This is a genomic window from Brevundimonas sp. P7753 (genome assembly GCF_013386595.1).
Taxonomy (GTDB): domain Bacteria; phylum Pseudomonadota; class Alphaproteobacteria; order Caulobacterales; family Caulobacteraceae; genus Brevundimonas; species Brevundimonas bullata.
Map to the genome: position 1 here is coordinate 1 of NZ_JACARP010000009.1, position 14,701 is coordinate 14,701.

Genomic DNA, 14,701 nt, shown 5'->3' on the forward strand with positions numbered 1-14,701 from the left:
TCCCGCGCCGGAGGCCTCGGCGCCCTCGATCAGCAGGGAGCGGCCGATGCTCTGGCCGGGCGTCAGCACCGCGCGGCAGGTCAGGCGATAGGGCGCCGTCGCCTCGGCGGGTGGTGCAGGGGCGGGCGGCGGGCAGGGCCCAGGCGCCCACGCTCCCGGTGTCAGGGGCCGCGGTCAACAGCAGCGCCGCCAGCCAGGCGGTCATCAGGGCAGGGGCGTGGCCAGGGCCCGGCGCTCGGCGGCGCAGCCGGGGCTGGTCAGGCCGGTGGCCCGGATGGCGGTCAGTTCAGCGCGGGCGGCGGCCAGATCAGCGTCGAAACCGGGCGTTGCGGACGCAGCCTCGAACACCGCCTTGCCCAGAACCTCGCCGGCGGCGACGTCGCTGGGATAGTGCATGCCGCAGACCAGTCGGCTCAGGCCCATCTCATGGGCGATGCGGCGGGCCTCGGTCGCGCGTTGCGGGTCCAGGGCGGCGAAGGCCTCGCCATAGACGGTGGCCACCGTCGAGCTGCCGGAGGGGTAGGAAGCGCTCTTGCGGCCCGCCTCGGTCACACGCTGGCAGGAACGGCGCTCGGCGTCGTCGCCGACGGGCCGGGCGCGGAAGCCGCGCGCCTTGACCCGTTCAGCCGCCGCGTCTGAATCGTCGAACAGCCGCTGCATCAGTTTGTTCAGGTTCGGCGCCGTCGCCGACCCCAACCGCACGCCGAGCGCGCAGTCAAAATGCTGTAGGGCCAGCGGCGGGCGCAGTTCGGCGTGGGCGGTGGCCAACAGCCAGCGGTCGCTGTCCTCCAGCGTCCTGAATTGGCTTGAGCGGGCCTTGTCGGCCAGATCGGTCGATGAACCGACGACGGGCGGCGGCGGCGTGGCGTCGGCCAGAGCCTGAATCAAGGCGCCGCTCAGATAGCCCTTGGCTTCAGGCGCTGCAGCTTGAACCGCCTGGGGGCGCAGGGCGGCGGGAGTGCCGGCGCAGGCCGAGAGCAGGGCGGCGACGGCGATCAGGCCAGCGGTCGCCCTGGGCATCAGGCGCCGGCGCTCCAGGTCAGTTGCACCGAGGTCAGTCCGTCCTCTCCGGGCGAAGCCACGACTTGCAGCGTGGGGCCGTCCGCCTTGCGCGCGGCTGCGCCATAGGCCCGAGCCTCGCCCTGGTTCATGGCCATGACGGGGGCCAGGCCGGCGGCCTCGGCGCGCTGGCGATAGAAGGCGACGACGGCCTCGGGGGCGGCCTCGGTCGTGAAGGTGATCAGGCCGCCGGGGCCGGTCGGGCCGGTGGCGACGGTGGCGGGGCCGTCCGCCTGGGCGCCGGGATAGAGGGCGGCGAAGGCCGGGGCGCCGTCGATCGTCCCCGCGCCAGCAGGCGCGGGGACGGCTTCGGACGGAGAAGCTTCGGCTAGGGACGGCGCTGCTGCGGCCGCGGGGGCGTCAGCGGGCGCAGGCGGGCTGGGTTCCGGCGCAGCTTCGCTACGATCGTCGCACCCGATAAGGCCGACCGTGAGGGCCACGGCGACGGCTGCCACGCTACGCTTCATCCCGCCTACGTCCTTGAGACTGTTCAACTTGATGAACACCGTGGCCCATCCGTGCGGCGGCAGCAAGGCGGTTCAACCTGTTGGGGCGTCCACATCGTCGCCGGGCTGGCCCGTGGACTTGCGCGCCTCGGCGGGGCCGCCCGCCGGTTTGGAGCCCTCCTCCTTGGACCGAAGCCCTTCGGCGGCCAGGGCTTCGTTGATCACATCCTGATCCGGGTCGATGTCCGAGCCCGAGGCCGAACCGCCGCGCAGCGATCCGGCGCGGGTGTCGGAGCCCATGTCGCTGCCCTCCAGCGCCTTCTTCAAGGCGTCTTCCGTGTGGCCCAGATCGGGCTTTTCGCCCATGGCGGCGGCTTCACGGGCTTCTTCGGTATCGGTCTTGGGATCGGCCATCGTCGTCTCCTTGTTGCAGGAACAACGCGGCGCGGTGGGGCGATGGTTCCCCCAAAGAAAAAGGCCGACGGATTTCTCCGCCGGCCCTCATTCTTTTTGCGCCTGGCGCGCTTCGCGCTTCTTAAGGCGGGTCAGGCCGCGTCGGGTCGAGAAGGCGGAGCCTTCTGATCGCGGCCAACAAGAATGTTATTACTTCCCGAAGAGCTTGTTCCAGCGGCGCTTCTCGCGGGTCTTCCACGCGCCCCTGTGATAGGCGTCCGAGCCGATCAGCGGCACCACGGTCGTGGCCTCGGCGAAGACCATCTGTTCGTGGGTGGTCTGGACCTTGCCCCAGGAGGCGGCCTCTTTCAGCGTCGAGGACGAGCAGGCGCCGTCGCGGACGTCGGCGACCGTGATCTGAACCGCATAGCGGTGCATCTCGGCCTCCACGCCCAGGATCTCGGCGCAGACGACGGTGTCCTGGGCGAAGTTCTTGGGCACGCCGCCGCCGACCATGAACAGGCCGGTCACGCCGGCGGCGATCTTGATGTCGGTCAGTTCGCGGAAGTCGGCGATGGCGTCCAGCATCAGATAGGGCAGGCCAGCCGCGGCGCGCTCCTTCTGGTGCTTGACCAGGCCGAAGCCGGCGGACGAGTCGACGAAGGCCGGGCAGAAGATCGGCACGCCTTCTTCATAGGCGGTCTGGATCAGCGAGCCGGGCTTCTTGGCGTTGCCCTCCGACAGCCACTTGCCCATCTCCCAGATGAACTCACGGCTGGAGTAGCCGCGCGGCTCCAGCCGGTTGGCGATCTCCAGGATGGTGTGGTCGCATGCCTGGAGCTCTTCCTCGTCGATATAGGTGTCGTAGATCCGGTCGATGTAGTTTTCGCGCAGGACGTTGTCGTCCACCTCGCCGGCGGCCTGATAGTGCTTGAAGCCCAAGGCCTCGAAGAAATCCATGTCCACGATCGAGGCGCCGGTGGCGACGATGGCGTCGACCATGCCGAACTTCACCATGTCGCGGTAGACGTGCATGCAGCCCCCAGCCGAGGTCGAACCGGCCAGGATCAGCCAGGGCGAGCAGTCCTTGTCCTCGATGGCCATGGAGAAGATGTCGGCGGCGCGGGCGGTATCCCGGCTGCTGAAGGACATCTTGCGCATGCTGTCGATGATCGGGCGCGCGTCGAAGCTGGTCATGTCGACATGTTCGACGGTGTTCTGCAGCAGCTGCGCTTTCGCGTTGCTTTGAGCGGGAGCGTTCATTTCGGAGGTTAACCCTGGATTTGAGCGCCCGTCGCCAAGAAGAGGCAGCGGCCCGGACGGAGCGACGGGCCGCTGCAGATCATATCAACGTCCGAAGACGGTTTTGGCTCAGACGATCAGCGCTTGCGCTTGCGCACGCCGGCCTTGCCCTTGGGGCGCGACAGGCGGACGATCTTGCGCGCGGTTTCCTCGGCCGTGGTGCGCACGGTCGGGATGGAGCGCGGGGCCAGGCCGTACATCGAGCCCATCGGGGCGTCCTCGACCACGGCGATGTCGTGCTCGCCATAGCCGTTGAAGCCGGTCGTCATGGCCACGCCATAGGCGCCGAGCATGCCGATCTCGATGAAGTCGCCTTCCTGCACATCGGCCGGCAGCCAGAACGGGCCTGGCATGTGGTCGATGCTGTCGCAGGTCGGGCCGTAGAAGCGGAAGGGCTTCAGCTCCGACGAGGCGTCCGCATCCCGAACCAGTTTGGTCGGGAACGGCCAGCGCGAGTGGGTGGCGTCGAACAGCGAGCCGTAGGACCCGTCGTTCAGATAAAGTGCGTCGCCCTTGCGCAGGTCCACGCGGCACAGCACCGACGAGCTTTCGGCCACCAGCGCCCGGCCGGGTTCGCACCACAGCTCGGTCGTTTCGGAAACCGGCATCTCGTTGAAGCCGCGATGGATGGCGTCGGCGTATTCGCTCAGGTCCGGCGGGACCATGCCCGGATAGACCGAAGGGAAGCCGCCGCCGACGTCGACGATGTCGACGAAGACGCCGGCCTTCTTGATGGCGCGACCGACCTGGGTCATCGCGGCTTCATAGGCCGACGGACGCATGCACTGCGAACCGACGTGGAAGGACACGCCCATCAGGCCGTCCTGCACCGCCTGGCGCACGGCCAGCAGCAGGGCGGGGGCCTGATCCGGCGAGACGCCGAACTTGCCCGACAGGGAATAGGCCGCGCCGTCCGCCGAGACGGACATGCGAACGACCAGGTTCAGGTCGTCGGCGTTATCAGTGACCTCGAGGATCTTCTGCAGCTCGTCATGGCTGTCGAGCACGAAGGTGCGCACGCCGTGATCGGCATAGGCAGCACGGATCGCGCCCCGGCTCTTGACCGGGTGCATGAAGGCCAGGCGCGCGTTCGGGCTGACCGAGCGAACCAGCTCGATCTCGGCCAGAGACGCGACGTCGAAGGCGTTGACGCCCTGTTCCACCAAGGTCTCGATGACCCAGCGCGAAGGGTTCGCCTTCACAGCATAGAAGACGTCGGCTTTTAGATTATCCTGGAACCAGCGCGCCGCTACGGAAACTGAACGCGGCCGCACGAGTGCGACGGGACGTTCAGGGGACCGCTCGCGGACCAGGTCCAGGGGAAATTGGTACGTGCGCAATTCACGTAGCCCCCTGCTAATTGTTAACCCAGACCGGCGTTAGCAGCGCTTAACGGTTAGACCACGGGGTCCGCCGGAACGCGCGATGTAAGGATGTCGGACTGTCATGTAAAGCGGTAATTTCGTGACGCGATCCACAGGGGAAAGGGCGGAAAGGGCCGCCATCCTGCCCCCGCACTGGACGAAAACGACGCAGGCATGCCATTAAGACTTGTCGAAACGCGCGTGGCGCGTCATGCGGCGCCCCCTGTTGTAACCGCCACCCACGGGTTCATGAATCCTTCAACCGCCGCCGTCGCGTCCGTACGGGATGTGTCGAAGACCTACGGAGCCCGAAAGGCGCTCGACGGCGTGTCCGTCGAAGTGGCCGCCGGCGAGATGGTCGCCCTGATCGGACCGTCCGGTTCGGGCAAGTCCACCCTGCTGCGCTCTATTACAGGGCTGCATCCGATCGACCCCGGCAAGGGGACGATTCAGGTGTTCGGCGAAACCGTTCAGCAGAACGGCCGCATCACCGGCGCCGTGCGCAAGGCGCGCGGCAAGCTGGGCATGATCTTCCAGCAGTTCAATCTGGTGGGGCGTCTGTCGCTCTTCTCCAATGTCATGCTGGGCGCCCTCGGGCGTCTGCCCGGCTGGCGGGGCGTCTTCGGCGTCTGGCCCAAGACGGATCGCGAGCGGGCCATGGCGGCCCTGCACCGCGTCGGCGTGTCCGAATACGCCGCCCAGCGCGCCAACACCCTGTCGGGCGGTCAGCAGCAGCGCGGCGCCATCGCTCGCGCCATCGTCCAGGGCGCGCAAGCCATCCTGGCCGACGAGCCGGTCGCCTCGCTGGACCCGGTGTCGGCCCGCAAGGTCATGGAACTGCTGGTCGAGCTGAACAAGCGCGACGGCATGGGCGTGATCGTCACCCTGCACCAGGTCGACTACGCCATTCGCTACTGCGACCGCGTCATCGCCCTGCAGAAGGGCAAGGTGGTCTATGACGGTCCTTCGACCGGCCTGGACTCCAAGCGCCTGATCGAAATTTACGGTCCTGAGTACGAGGACGCGTTCTGGGAAGCCAAGGCATGACCCGCACCGCCATCACCCGCCGCCTTCTGGGCGTCGCCGCCGTCTCCCTGAGCCTGGGCCTCGCCGCCTGCGGCAAGGGTGAAGACAAGGCGCCCGGCGCCGCCCCGACCGAGATCACCTTCTCGATCCTGTCCGCCGAGGGGCAGGCCTCGTCCGGCCCGCTGTGGCAGCCGCTGCTGGACGACATGTCCAAGGCCATCGGCGTGCCGGTGAAGCCCTATTTCGGCTCGAACTACACGGTTCTGGTCGAGGCCATGCGCGGCAACCACACCCAGGTGGGCTGGTTCTCGGCCAAGCCTGAGGTCGAGGCCATTGACCGCGCCAAGGCCGAGGTCATCGCCCGCACGGTCAACCGTGAAGGGCTGGACAGCTATCAGTCGACCCTGATCGTCAAGAAGGGCTCGGGCATCACGCTCGACAAGGTCCTGGCCTGCGGCAAGCAGTATAATTTCGGCATCGGCGACGCCCAGTCGACCTCGGGCACCCTGGCGCCCATGACCTTCCTGTTCAACGCGCGCGGCGTCGTGCCGTCGCAGTGCTTCAAGACGGTGCGCTCGGCCAACCATCAGGCCAACGCCTTCGGCGTGGCCACGGGCGTGATCGACGTGGCGACCTCGAACAGCGTCAACACCATCTTCATCCGCCGCGAAAATCCGCAGCTGGCCGATCAGATCGAAGAGATCTGGGTCTCGCCGCCCATCCCGGAAAGCGGCATCGTCGTGCGCGAGGACCTGGACCCGGCGCTGAAGGAAAAGATCCGCAGCTTCTTCCTGACCTATGGCCAGGGCGACGGCCCGGAAGCCGAGCGTCAGCGCAAGGTTCTGGCCGGACTGGAATATTCGCGCTTCGCCGCCGCCGACGACAGCTACCTGAACCCGATCCGCGAAATGATCGCCGACCAGAAGCGCGGCGACGCCGAGGCCAAGGGCGACAAGGCCGCCGTCGCTGCTGCGACCGCCGAGCTTCAGCGTTTGCGCAGCCTGCGTGAGGTCCAGCCTTGACCGCCGCTCCGCTGACGACGCCCTCTTCGACGGCGGGCGCGGTTCCGGCCGCGCCGCAAAAGTCCGCCGTCTCCTGGGCGATGGACATTCTGGTCTGGGGCGGCGTGATCGCCGTCCTGCTCTACAGCGTCGACGCTGTCGATCTGGGCAATATCTCGCGCCTCTTCTCGGGCAATGAGAGCACCAGCCTGTTCGTTCACGACCTGTTGCGCCCGGACTTCTCCGACTGGAAGATGTTCGTCGCCAAGATGTGGGAGACGGTGCAGATCGCCCTGTGGGGCACCTTCCTGGCCGTGCTGGTCGGCATTCCCCTGGGGCTTGCCGCTGCGCGCAACATGGCCCCCGCCTGGGTCGTGACGCCGGTGCGCTGGGTCATGAACCTGCTGCGTTCGGTGCCCGATCTGGTCATCGGCCTGCTGTTCGTCACCGCCGTGGGTCTCGGCCCCCTGGCCGGCGTTCTCGCCATCACCCTGAACACGGCCGGCGTTCTGGCCAAGCTGTTCTCGGAAGCCGTCGAGTCGATCGACAAGGGCCCGGTCGAGGGTGTGCGCGCCACCGGCGCGTCCAAGCTGCACGAGATCGTCTGGGGCGTGATCCCTCAGGTGGCGCCGCTGTGGACCTCGTTCGCCCTCTATCGTTTCGAGTCCAACAGCCGTTCGGCCACGGTCCTCGGTCTGATCGGCGCCGGCGGCATCGGTCAGGTGCTGTTCGACAGCATGAACGCCTTCGACTTCCGCGCCGTCTCGGCCATCGTCATCATCGTGGTCATCGCCGTGACCCTGATCGACAGCCTGTCTCAGGTTATGCGCAAGCGCCTGCTGTAAACGATATCCGGTCGGGGCAAGTTTGCCCTGACTGTCACAAAGGTCTGGCCGGACCGTCACACTTCGCTGCTCTAAGCGTCTCCAACTGACGTCTGGAGAGGTCCGGCCAATGATCCGTTCCCTGAAGTTTACAGCCTGCGCAGCCGCTCTGGTCGCGCTCGCCGCCTGCGGCGACAACGAGGGCGGCGCCCCCGGCAGCCAGAAGGCCCGCGCGGGCATCTGGGCCGCCGGTTCCTCGACCGTCTTCCCCTTCGCCACCCGCGTGGCCGAGAACTTCGCCCGCACCTCGGGCGGTTCGGCGCCGCGCGTTGAGTCCCTGGGCACCGGCGGCGGCATCCAGGCCTTCTGCGCCGGTATCGGCCCCTCGACCCCCGACATCGCCAACGCCTCGCGCCCGATGAAGCAGGGCGAGTTCGACCGCTGCGTCGCCAACGGCGTCACCGACATCGTCGAGATCAAGATCGGCTTCGACGGCATCGTCATCGCCACGGCCCGCACCGGCAACAGCTTCAACTTCGAGCTGAACGACCTCTATGAAGGTCTGGCCAAGGAGGTTCCCGGCCCGAACGGAACCTTCGTCGCCAACCCCGCCACGACCTGGAACCAGGTCAACAAGGCCCTGCCGAACCAGCGTATCCAGGTCTATGGCCCGCCGCCCACCTCGGGCACACGCGACGCCTTCCTGGAACTCGGCATGGCCCCGGGCGGCGAGCTGATCCCCGCCGTCGCCGCCTTCAAGGACGACAAGACCAAGTTCGAGACCCTGACCCACACCCTTCGCGAAGACGGCGTCTGGGTCGATTCCGGCGAGAACGACAACGCCATCGTCCAGACCCTGACCCGCACGCCGGGTTCGCTGGGCGTGTTCGGCTTCTCCTTCTTGGAGCAGAACATGGACACGGTGAAGGCTGAGACCATCGACGGCGTCGCCCCCTCGGCCGAGACCATCGCCGACGGCACCTATCCGCTGGCCCGCAGCCTCTACATCTACGTCAAGAAGGCCCACATCGGCGTGACGCCGGGGCTGGAGCAGTTCGTGCAGGAGTTCATGTCCGAAGGCTCCGCCGGCCGCGGCGGCTACCTGCAGGACCGCGGCCTGGTGCCGCTGCCCGCCGACCAACTGACCGCCGAACGCGCCAAGGCCGCCGCCATGACTTCGATGGCCCGTCCGAACTAAGCGCGAGATCAGCGTCGAGAGTACCCTTCTCCCCCTGTGGGAGAAGGTGGGCGCCGAAGGTGCTCGGATGAGGGGTGTGAGCGCCGCGGTCGGATGATCGCGGCGCTTTTCTTTGCGCGTCAGGCGATCAAGACGGAGTGAGACCCCTCATCCGTCTCGCTGCGCGAGCCACCTTCTCCCACAAGGGGAGAAAGAAAAGATCAGGCCGCCGCCCTGCGCCTCAGCCGGGCGATGCGGCGCAGGCGGCGCCAGAAGCGGCCGCGCGCGGGTTCGGGATAGGGTTGCAGGTTCTCGACGAACTGCTCGGCCGAGGCGCGCCAACTGAACTTCTCGGCGTAGGCGCGCACGTCCTTGCGATCCAGCTCCAGGCATTTCAGGCAGGCGGTCGTCAGGTCGTCGTCGATGATACCGGCGTTGGAGCCGGGGATGATGTCGATGGGGCCGTGGGCCGGATAGGCCGCGACAGGCGTCCCGGCGCCCATGGCCTCCAGGATCACCAGGCCGAAGGTGTCGGTCCAGCTGGGGAAGACGAAGACGTCGGCGTCGGCGAAGCAGCGCGCCAGTTCCTCGCCGAAACGGACGCCGAGGAATTTGGCCTCGGGATATTTCACTTCCAGTTCAGCGCGGGCTGGGCCGTCGCCGACCACGATCTTGGTGCCCGGCAGATCCAGTTCGAGGAAGGCCTCGATGTTCTTCTCGACCGCCACGCGGCCGACGTTGAGGAAGAAGGGACGGGGCCAGGCGTCGCCGCCCATCTCCTTGTAGATGGGCTCAAGGTCGGGGCGGAACAGGTCAGTGTCCACGCCGCGCGTCCACGGCGAGACGTTGCGGAAGCCGTGCTCGACCAGTTCGTCGCGCAGGGTCGGCGTCGCCACCATCAGCCGGCCCGACGGCTTGTGGAACCACTTCATATAGGCGTAGCCGACCTGGACCGGGATCGGGAAACGGGCCGAGACATATTCCGGGAACTTGGTGTGATAGCTGGTCGTGAACGGCAGCTTCCACTCTACGCAGATGCGGCGCGTGGCGATGCCCAGGGGGCCTTCGGTGGCGATGTGGACGGCCTCGGGCTCGAAGGCGCGCAGGCGTTCGCGAATCTCTTCTTCGGCGCCCAGCGCCAGCCGGATCTCGGGATAGGTGGGGCAGGGGATGGTCTTGAATTGGCTGGGTTCGATGACCTCGACCTCATGGCCCATGGCGCGGCATTCGGCCACGGTGCGGGTCAGGGTGCGGACGACGCCGTTGACCTGGGGTTCCCAGGCGTCGGTGACCAGAACAATGCGCATGAAGTCGAGTGGGCCCGGGCCGTTTCGCTGAGCCGGAAGTTCTAGCCGCTTCGCATGACGATGGCGAGACGGCTTACAGCGGTCAGGCCCGTGACCTCTTGGAGAGCGACGTTGAGCCAGCCTGCAGACTTGCTCATTCATCGCCAAGTGGACTAACGGGTAATCTGGCTGCTTTAGGGGTGGCAGGGCGTGGCGCTGCGGCAATGTCTGCTGCCGGCCCCGCGAACGTCGCTATGAAAGATTGTTATGAATCTGATGTCTCTGGTCCTTGGGACGCGACGTCGCCGTGCGGCCATCCAGCCGGCGACCACTCGCGAATATTTTTTTCTGAGCGAAGGGATTGGGCTCACGCGTCTGAAGAGCGGCCACTTCATCTATGTGGACCCTCTTGAGGAAAGCGTCTGCTCGCATCTCATCGCTCACGGCCAGTGGGAGCCTTGGGCCCGCGAGGTGGTGCTGGGGCTGATTGAGCCAGGCGATCATGTGCTCGAGATCGGCAGCCACGTCGGCTATTATACATTGGGCATGGCGCACAAAGTCGGTTCACAAGGCTCTGTGACGAGCTTTGAGGCCAATCCGCGTCTGGCTGCTTTGGCCAAGAGGTCAGTCCGTTTCAACGGCTACGCCGATTGGGTCGACATTCGCCAGCAGGCAGTGAGCGATCAGTCGGGGCAGCTTCGTTTTAGTCTGTCGCGGCAGTTTGGCGGCGGCGGCCACATTTACGTGGGCGACTGCGCCCTTGGCCAGGACACTGAGGTCATCGAAGTCGATGCGGTCCGCATCGATGATCTCGACCTGCCCGACATCAAGCTGGTTCGTATCGATGCCGAGGGCTCTGAATCTCTGATTCTGCGTGGCGCTGAAAAACTGCTGCAGAAACCGGATATCGTCCTCTGTATCGAGTGGGATATCGTGCAGATGCGTTCGCGGTCCAATCCCGAAGAGTTCGCGGGCTGGCTGCTGGGCCAAGGTTTCTCGTTCTGGCAGATCACCACCCTCGGGGCGATGGAAGCTGTGGCTCCGGCCGATCTGCTGACGCTGTCGCCCTGCGACCTGGTCATTTCCAGGAGCCAGCCTGCCCCGTCGATCAAGGCTTAGGGCCGTTCAAAGCGGCAGGACCGTCGTCGACTTCACCTCTTCGAGAACGGCATAGGTTCGCGTCTCTCGCACGCCGGGCATCCGCACCAGGATATCGCCGAGGAAGATGCGATAGGCGTCCATGTCGGCCACCCGCGCCTTGATCAGATAGTCGAAGCCGCCGGCGACCATGTGGCACTCCAGCACCTCGGGCTGGCGACGCACGGCGTCGGCGAAGGCGTCGAAGACGTCGCCCGTGGTGCGGTCCAGCAGCACCTCGATGAAGATCAGCAGGGCCCGGTCCGCCGACGCCGGGTCAATCAAGGCCGCGTAGCCGGTGATGACCTTCCGGTCCTTCAGCCGCTTGACCCGCTCGAAGCAAGCGGCGGGCGACAGATTGCACCTTCGGGCGAGTTCCGCGTTGGAGATGCGGCCGTCAATCTGCAAAACGCGCAGCAATCGCCGGTCGGTATCGTCAAGAATTTGCATGGCGAATGAGCCTGATTGCCGAAGGATCTCTGGTTCTATCCGCCATCATACAATGCACATTCGGCCAAGTCCGCCATATACGCCGTAAATCGAAGGGTTTGATCCCAGGGTGAGATGCATGACGCCGACCGACCTCAAGCACTGGGACGATCTGGACCGGAACAAGTTCCGCGACGAACGCGCCGTGGTGGCCGAGCTGCTGGCTGAGCCCGGTCTGACGACGGCCGAGCGCGCTGACGTCTTCCGCGACGCCGTCGCCCTGGTCGACCAGGCCCGGGCCAGCCAGAAAAAACAGGGCGTGGTCGAGAGCTTCCTGCAAGAGTTCTCGCTGGGCACCCGCGAGGGTCTGGCCCTGATGTGCCTGGCCGAAGCCCTGCTGCGCACGCCCGACGCCGACACCCGCGACCGCCTGATCGCCGAGAAGATCGGTTCCGCCGACTGGGCCTCGCATCTGGGTCAGTCGGACAGCCTGTTCGTCAACGCCTCGACCTGGGGCCTGATGCTGACCGGCAAGCTGGTCGACGCTGACGATGAGGCCAAGACTGACCTGTCGGGCTTCCTCAAGCGCATCGCCGGTCGTCTGGGCGAGCCGGTCATCCGTCAGGCCGTCGCCACCGCCGTCAAGATCATGGGCGAGCAGTTCGTGGTCGGCCGCACCATCGAGGCGGCGCTGAAGCGGTCGGACCGCGAAGGCTGGCTGTGCAGCTTCGACATGCTGGGTGAGGGCGCCCGCACCGTCGCCGACGCCGAACGCTATGAAAAAATCTACGCCGACGCCATTGAGGCCGTGGGCAAGACCGCCAAGGGCCAGGGGCCCGAAGCCGGCCACGGCGTCTCGGTCAAGCTGTCGGCCCTGTCGCCCCGCTATCAGGCGGTGCAGGAAGACCGCGTCTGGGAAGAACTCTATCCCCGCATCCTGCGTCTGGCTCTGATCGCGGCCAAGTACGACATCAACTACACCATCGACGCCGAAGAGGCCGACCGTCTGGCCCTGTCGTTGAAGTTGCTGGAGCGGTTGGCGCGCGAGCCGGAGCTCGGCGACTGGAAGGGGCTGGGCCTGGCCGTTCAGGCCTATCAGAAGCGCACGACCGAGACGGTTCAAAAACTGGCTGAACTGGCCAGGTCCTCGGGGCGTCGCCTGATGGTGCGTCTGGTCAAGGGCGCCTATTGGGACACCGAGATCAAGCTGGCCCAGGTCAACGGCCGCACCGACTATCCGGTCTTCACCACCAAGCCGGCGACCGATCTGAACTATCTGGTTTGCGCCAAGGCGCTGATTGAGGCCTCGCCCTACATCTACGCCCAGTTCGCCACCCACAACGCCCACACCTTGGCCGCCGTACGCCGCATGGCGCGCGACCGCAACGTGACCATCGAGCATCAGCGCCTGCACGGCATGGGCGAGGCCCTCTATGACGCCGCGCACGAGGCCTGGGCCGACGAGACGGTCATCGTCCGCGCCTACGCCCCGGTCGGCGGCCACGAAGAACTGCTGCCCTATCTGGTGCGCCGCCTGCTGGAAAACGGCGCCAACTCCTCCTTCGTTCACGCCCTGCTGGACGAGCGCGTTCCTGCGGCCGCTGTCGCCGCCGACCCCATCACCGCCGTCGAGGCCCAGCCCGACCGCCACCCCAGGATTCCGGTTCCCATGAATATCTACGGCGATCGTCAGAACTCCCTTGGCCGCGACTATTCGCAGGCCGCCGACCGTGAGCGCCACGCCAAGGCCCTGGAGCGCGTCGACAGCGAGAAGCTGACGTCCGGCCCGATCATCGGCGGCAAGCTGCGCGCCGGGATCAATCCGCAGGACGTGACCAACCCCGCTGACCGCTCGCAGGTCCTGGGTCATGTGTCCGAAGCCTCGGTCGAGGACGTGGACGCTGCTGTCGCCGCTGCCGGAAACGCCCAGGTCGCCTGGGACCGCATCGGCGGTTCGGGGCGCGCCCCCATCCTGCGCGCCATGGCCGACGTGCTGGAAGCCGACATGGACCGCCTGGTCGCCCTGCTGTCACGCGAAGCGGGCAAGACGCTGAACGACGGCGTGGCCGAGGTGCGCGAAGCCGCTGACTTCTGCCGCTACTACGCCCTGCTGGCCGAGCGCGACTTCGGCGGCGCCCAGACGCTGAAGGGCCCGACCGGCGAGACCAACCAACTGGTCCTGCATGGCCGTGGCGTCTTCGCCGCCATCAGCCCGTGGAACTTCCCCCTGGCCATCTTCACCGGCCAGATCGCTGCGGCTCTGGCCGCCGGCAACGCCGTGGTGGCCAAGCCCGCTGAACAAACCCCGCTGATCGCCGCCGAGGCCGTCCGCCTCTTCTACAAGGCCGGTCTGACCCCCGACCTGCTGGCCCTGGTCCCCGGTCGCGGCGAGGTGGTCGGCGCGGCCCTGACCGCCCATCCGGGCGTCGACGGCGTGGCCTTCACCGGGGGCACCGACACCGCCAGCGCCATCAACCGCGGCCTCGCCGGGCGTCCCGGCGCCATCATCCCCTTCATCGCCGAGACCGGCGGGCTGAACGCCATGTTCGTGGACACCACGGCGCTGAAGGAACAGGTCATCGACGACGTCATCCTGTCCGCCTTCGGTTCAGCCGGTCAGCGCTGCTCGGCCCTGCGCATCCTCTATGCGCCCAAGGAAGCCGCCGACGCCCTGATCGAAGGCCTGAAGGGCGCGCTGGCGACCCAGGTGATCGGCGACCCGACCGACCCCAAGACAGACATCGGTCCCGTCATCGACGCCGAGAGCCGCGCCAACCTGGAAGCCCACGTCGCGCGCCTGTCGAAAGAAGCCAAGATCGTCGCCCGCGCCGAACTGGCCGCTGGTTCGGACAAGGGCGACCTGTTCGCCCCGACCATCGCCGAGATTCCGACCCCCGACTTCCTCGAACGCGAGGTCTTCGGCCCGATCCTGCACGTCTATCGCTATGACTCGAAGGACCTGAAGTCGGTCGCCGCCAAGCTGGCCGGGCGCGGCTACGGCCTGACCCTGGGCGTCCACAGCCGCATCGAGGCCTTCGCCGACGAGGTCGTGCGTCTGGTCCCGGCCGGCAACGTCTATGTCAACCGCTCGATCATCGGCGCCGTCGTCGGCGTCCAGCCCTTCGGCGGCGAGGGCCTCAGCGGCACCGGTCCGAAAGCTGGCGGCCCCAACAGCCTCATCCGCTACGCTGCGGAAAAAGCCATCAGCGTCAACATCGCGGCCCAGGGCGGCGATCCAGCGCTGCTGAATTTGTAGG

The 14,701-nt window shown here is 66.9% G+C and carries 13 protein-coding genes; 6 read left to right on the top strand and 7 right to left on the bottom strand.

What is annotated here, in order from left to right:
* Nucleotides 1-204: 204 nt before the first annotated feature.
* The 5 genes from HX774_RS02200 to HX774_RS02220 all read right to left on the bottom strand — a co-directional run bounded on the left by HX774_RS02200 (nucleotide 205) and on the right by HX774_RS02220 (nucleotide 4,540).
* A complete protein-coding gene (locus HX774_RS02200) occupies nucleotides 205-1,020 on the bottom strand; it encodes a phosphatase PAP2 family protein (protein WP_178823848.1) in 816 nt (271 codons plus the stop codon).
* On the bottom strand, nucleotides 1,020-1,526 hold the full coding sequence (locus tag HX774_RS02205) for a hypothetical protein (RefSeq protein ID WP_178823850.1): 507 nt from the start codon (nucleotides 1,524-1,526) through the stop codon (nucleotides 1,020-1,022). Before HX774_RS02205 ends, HX774_RS02200 begins: the two co-directional genes overlap by 1 nt.
* Nucleotides 1,527-1,598: 72 nt before the next feature.
* Complete coding sequence (locus tag HX774_RS02210; protein WP_178823852.1) at nucleotides 1,599-1,919, bottom strand: ribonuclease; 321 nt, start codon at nucleotides 1,917-1,919, stop codon at nucleotides 1,599-1,601.
* 189 nt (nucleotides 1,920-2,108) lie between these two features.
* Nucleotides 2,109-3,161 carry a deoxyhypusine synthase gene (locus HX774_RS02215; protein WP_114818025.1) on the bottom strand — a complete coding sequence of 351 codons (1,053 nt, stop codon included), beginning with the start codon at nucleotides 3,159-3,161 and terminating at the stop codon, nucleotides 2,109-2,111.
* A gap of 116 nt (nucleotides 3,162-3,277) precedes the next feature.
* On the bottom strand, nucleotides 3,278-4,540 hold the full coding sequence (locus tag HX774_RS02220; protein WP_114818026.1) for a type III PLP-dependent enzyme: 1,263 nt from the start codon (nucleotides 4,538-4,540) through the stop codon (nucleotides 3,278-3,280).
* 273 nt (nucleotides 4,541-4,813) lie between these two features.
* On the opposite strand from HX774_RS02220, the gene phnC reads away from it, so the two are divergent.
* From phnC to HX774_RS02240, 4 genes are all read left to right on the top strand, one after another.
* Nucleotides 4,814-5,611 carry a phosphonate ABC transporter ATP-binding protein gene (gene phnC, locus HX774_RS02225; protein ID WP_178823854.1) on the top strand — a complete coding sequence of 266 codons (798 nt, stop codon included), beginning with the start codon at nucleotides 4,814-4,816 and terminating at the stop codon, nucleotides 5,609-5,611.
* The gene (gene phnD / locus HX774_RS02230) at nucleotides 5,608-6,612 is read left to right on the top strand and encodes a phosphate/phosphite/phosphonate ABC transporter substrate-binding protein (RefSeq protein WP_178823856.1); all 1,005 of its coding nucleotides are present in this window, start codon (nucleotides 5,608-5,610) and stop codon (nucleotides 6,610-6,612) included. The genes phnC and phnD overlap by 4 nt, the downstream gene beginning before the upstream one ends.
* Before the next feature lie 80 nt (nucleotides 6,613-6,692).
* Nucleotides 6,693-7,436 (top strand): phosphonate ABC transporter, permease protein PhnE, encoded by a 744-nt coding sequence (gene phnE / locus HX774_RS02235; RefSeq protein WP_255499916.1) that lies wholly within the window; start codon nucleotides 6,693-6,695, stop codon nucleotides 7,434-7,436.
* A gap of 109 nt (nucleotides 7,437-7,545) precedes the next feature.
* Complete coding sequence (locus HX774_RS02240) at nucleotides 7,546-8,613, top strand: substrate-binding domain-containing protein (protein ID WP_114818029.1); 1,068 nt, start codon at nucleotides 7,546-7,548, stop codon at nucleotides 8,611-8,613.
* Between the two features lie 200 nt (nucleotides 8,614-8,813).
* Here the strand turns inward: HX774_RS02240 and HX774_RS02245 are convergent, their stop codons facing one another.
* Nucleotides 8,814-9,899: a glycosyltransferase family 1 protein gene (locus HX774_RS02245; RefSeq protein ID WP_114818030.1), complete on the bottom strand. Its 1,086-nt coding sequence runs from the start codon at nucleotides 9,897-9,899 to the stop codon at nucleotides 8,814-8,816.
* 246 nt (nucleotides 9,900-10,145) lie between these two features.
* On the opposite strand from HX774_RS02245, the gene HX774_RS02250 reads away from it, so the two are divergent.
* Nucleotides 10,146-10,997 (top strand): FkbM family methyltransferase, encoded by an 852-nt coding sequence (locus tag HX774_RS02250; protein WP_178823858.1) that lies wholly within the window; start codon nucleotides 10,146-10,148, stop codon nucleotides 10,995-10,997.
* A 6-nt stretch (nucleotides 10,998-11,003) separates the two neighbouring features.
* Here HX774_RS02250 and HX774_RS02255 read toward each other — a convergent pair whose 3' ends face one another.
* A complete protein-coding gene (locus tag HX774_RS02255) occupies nucleotides 11,004-11,465 on the bottom strand; it encodes an Lrp/AsnC ligand binding domain-containing protein (RefSeq protein ID WP_178823860.1) in 462 nt (153 codons plus the stop codon).
* Between the two features lie 118 nt (nucleotides 11,466-11,583).
* On the opposite strand from HX774_RS02255, the gene putA reads away from it, so the two are divergent.
* Nucleotides 11,584-14,700, top strand: coding sequence for a bifunctional proline dehydrogenase/L-glutamate gamma-semialdehyde dehydrogenase PutA (gene putA / locus HX774_RS02260; RefSeq protein WP_178823862.1), 3,117 nt, complete (start codon nucleotides 11,584-11,586; stop codon nucleotides 14,698-14,700).
* Nucleotide 14,701: the final 1 nt, after the last annotated feature.

Excerpts from the sequence above, each read along its gene's own strand:
- HX774_RS02200 (WP_178823848.1), bottom strand. The coding sequence starts at position 1,020 with ATGCCCAGGGCGACCGCTGGCCTGATCGCCGTCGCCGCCCTGCTCTCG.
- HX774_RS02205 (WP_178823850.1), bottom strand. The coding sequence starts at position 1,526 with ATGAAGCGTAGCGTGGCAGCCGTCGCCGTGGCCCTCACGGTCGGCCTT.
- HX774_RS02210 (WP_178823852.1), bottom strand. The coding sequence starts at position 1,919 with ATGGCCGATCCCAAGACCGATACCGAAGAAGCCCGTGAAGCCGCCGCC.
- HX774_RS02215 (WP_114818025.1), bottom strand. The coding sequence starts at position 3,161 with ATGAACGCTCCCGCTCAAAGCAACGCGAAAGCGCAGCTGCTGCAGAAC.
- phnC (WP_178823854.1), top strand. The coding sequence starts at position 4,814 with ATGAATCCTTCAACCGCCGCCGTCGCGTCCGTACGGGATGTGTCGAAG.
- phnD (WP_178823856.1), top strand. The coding sequence starts at position 5,608 with ATGACCCGCACCGCCATCACCCGCCGCCTTCTGGGCGTCGCCGCCGTC.
- phnE (WP_255499916.1), top strand. The coding sequence starts at position 6,693 with ATGGACATTCTGGTCTGGGGCGGCGTGATCGCCGTCCTGCTCTACAGC.
- HX774_RS02240 (WP_114818029.1), top strand. The coding sequence starts at position 7,546 with ATGATCCGTTCCCTGAAGTTTACAGCCTGCGCAGCCGCTCTGGTCGCG.
- HX774_RS02245 (WP_114818030.1), bottom strand. The coding sequence starts at position 9,899 with ATGCGCATTGTTCTGGTCACCGACGCCTGGGAACCCCAGGTCAACGGC.
- HX774_RS02250 (WP_178823858.1), top strand. The coding sequence starts at position 10,146 with ATGAATCTGATGTCTCTGGTCCTTGGGACGCGACGTCGCCGTGCGGCC.
- HX774_RS02255 (WP_178823860.1), bottom strand. The coding sequence starts at position 11,465 with ATGCAAATTCTTGACGATACCGACCGGCGATTGCTGCGCGTTTTGCAG.
- putA (WP_178823862.1), top strand. The coding sequence starts at position 11,584 with ATGACGCCGACCGACCTCAAGCACTGGGACGATCTGGACCGGAACAAG.